Raw genomic sequence first — 1,416 nt, 5'->3', positions numbered from 1 at the left:
CGGCGACCTGGACCCGGCGGGTCTGTACGCGGCGCTGCAGGCGGCCAGGGCCGAGACCGAGCGCCCCTCGTTCATCGCGGCCCGCTCGATCATCGCCTGGCCCGCCCCGAACGCGCAGAACACCGAGGCCGCGCACGGCTCGGCGCTCGGCGACGACGAGGTCGCGGCGACCAAGCGGGTCCTGGGCTTCGACCCGGAGCAGACCTTCGAGGTCTCCCAGGAGGTCATCGGCCACACCCGTCGGGCCCTGGACCGCGGCCGTGAGGCCCGCGCGGAGTGGGACAAGGCGTTCGCCGCGTGGCGCACCGCCAACCCGGAGCGTGCCGCCTCCTTCGACCGGATCGCCGCGGGCGAGCTGCCCGAGGGCTGGGAGGAGAGGCTCCCCGTCTTCGAGCCCGGCAAGTCCCTGGCCACCCGGGCGGCCTCCGGCAAGGTGCTCCAGGCGCTGGGCGAGATCGTGCCCGAGCTGTGGGGCGGCTCCGCCGACCTGGCCGGCTCCAACAACACCACGATCGACAAGACGTCCTCGTTCCTCCCGGCGGGCAACCCGCTGCCCGAGGCCGACCCCTACGGCCGCACGATCCACTTCGGCATCCGCGAGCACGCGATGGCCGCCGCCATGAACGGCATCGCGCTGCACGGCAACACCCGGATCTACGGCGGTACCTTCCTGGTGTTCTCCGACTACATGCGCAACGCGGTGCGGCTCTCCGCGCTGATGCACCTGCCGGTGACCTACGTGTGGACGCACGACTCCATCGGCCTGGGCGAGGACGGCCCCACCCACCAGCCGGTCGAGCACCTGGCCTCGCTGCGCGCCATCCCCGGTCTGAACATCGTGCGCCCGGCCGACGCCAACGAGACCGCCATCGCCTGGCGCGAGATCCTGCGCCGCTACACCAAGGTGTTCGGCAAGGGCGCCCCGCACGGGCTGGCGCTGACCCGCCAGGGCGTGCCGACGTATGCGGCGAACGAGGACGCGGCCCGGGGCGGGTATGTCCTGTTGGAGGCCGAAGGGACTGGCGGGCAGAGCGCGGAGCCGCAGGTGCTGCTGATCGCGACCGGCTCCGAGGTGCACCTCGCCGTCCAGGCGCGCGAGCAGCTGCAGGCGGACGGTGTTCCCACCCGCGTGGTCTCGATGCCGTCCGTGGAATGGTTCGAGGAGCAGGATCGGGGATACAAGGACAGCGTCCTGCCGCCCTCGGTGAAGGCGCGGGTCGCCGTCGAGGCCGGCATCGGCCTCACCTGGCACCGGTATGTGGGCGACGCGGGCAGGATCGTCTCGCTGGAGCACTTCGGAGCCTCGGCCGACGCGAAGGTGCTGTTCCGCGAGTTCGGCTTCACCCCCGAGCACGTGGCCACCGCCGCCCGGGAATCTCTCGAAGCCGCCGCACGCTGACGCCGGTAGACACCACT

1 protein-coding gene is annotated in these 1,416 nt (G+C 72.4%); it reads left to right on the top strand.

The features are described from left to right. On the top strand, positions 1-1,399 hold a 1,399-nt coding region (locus ACH4K1_RS32205), incomplete at its 5' end, for a transketolase family protein (protein WP_398093067.1). Positions 1,400-1,416: the final 17 nt, after the last annotated feature.

It is taken from the genome of Streptomyces sp. NPDC017448 (assembly GCF_044330565.1).
Classification (GTDB): domain Bacteria; phylum Actinomycetota; class Actinomycetes; order Streptomycetales; family Streptomycetaceae; genus Streptomyces.
Note: the sequence above shows the minus strand (reverse complement) of the source record. Positions and strands in the feature narration are given on the sequence as shown.